The sequence below is a fragment of the Rothia sp. HMSC069C04 genome (assembly GCF_001812895.1).
GTDB lineage: Bacteria > Actinomycetota > Actinomycetes > Actinomycetales > Micrococcaceae > Rothia.
Window position 1 is genome coordinate 1 of the sequence record NZ_KV810711.1, and the last position, 1,073, is coordinate 1,073.

The following is a 1,073-nucleotide window of genomic DNA, read 5'->3' on the forward strand; positions in this document are numbered from 1 at the left end:
CGGCACATGCGGGTGTTACTTTCTATTCGGATGCAAATTTCCTTGGGTCCCGCATGTACACCGGGACTAACCCTCATCTGGGTTGGATGAATGACCGTGCATCTTCATTGCATTCTGATGGATGTCGGTGGCGCTATTACGAAGACAGCCACTATAGGGGTCGCAGGTTTGATTCTTCTTCCGACCTCAACTATCTGCGGGGTCTAAGCCATGCAGGTCTCCATTGGGGTGAGACCTGGGATGACCGGATTAGCTCAGTTATGCATGTGGGTTGCTAAGTGAATGGTGGTAGAGAGACAAGATGCTTTCCTGCTTTAAGTTTCTCTTCCATTCTGAAAGGAGGGTGTGCTTTTGCATAAAAGTAGTGCATTCACAATCACTGCCCTAGCAGGCGCGCTTTTGCTGTCTTCATGCGCTCAGGGAGGTGCTTCAAATTCTGAGTATAAAGCCAGGCTCGATTACGCGAATAATTTGATTACTCTTCCCCTGGATGAGTATGACTATGACGATGCGTCAAGGGCTGTAATTAATGAGGCGACCGCCCGTATCATGCAAGTATGTTACGTAGCTAAGGGATACTCTGATGCTGTCCCTGCGTTCTCTGATGATCAGCACAGCAATATATATGGTGCCTGGAATGTTGAATATGCCAAGAAGTATGGATATGCCAATGAAGAAAAGGCTCGAGAGGCTTATATGAATGCAGAGAAAATACCGGAAGATATTAGACGGCAATGTCGCAAGGAAAGTGCCAATCAGTTGAAAGAAATTGAATACGAGAATGACAATGACTCTTTCGCTTACCGGCTTAGACAGGAAGCCTATGCGAGTGCGAAAAGTGATCCGGAATGGAATAAAGTTCGCTCTGAATGGTGGAGCTGCCTAGAGAGCAATGGGTTAACACCACGTAAGGATGACCAGGCGTGGGGTAGTCAAGAGACGTCCAATATTGACGTAAGTTCTAAGAGTGAGGAGGAAAAAACTCAAGAAGTGATTCGCCTCGCAACTATCGAAGCGGAATGTAACCAGAAGGTTGGTATGGCTCAGCGTCTGGGTGATATTGAGGCGTCCTA

Annotated in this window: 2 protein-coding genes; both read left to right on the forward strand. The window is 47.2% G+C overall.

From position 1 onward, the window contains the following. Positions 1-278, forward strand: a 278-nt coding sequence (locus HMPREF2879_RS09625) for a peptidase inhibitor family I36 protein (RefSeq protein ID WP_141753014.1), incomplete at its 5' end; no start/stop codon positions are given. A 67-nt stretch (positions 279-345) separates the two neighbouring features. Beyond that, positions 346-1,073, forward strand: a 728-nt coding sequence (locus HMPREF2879_RS00850) for a hypothetical protein (RefSeq protein ID WP_070634594.1), incomplete at its 3' end; no start/stop codon positions are given.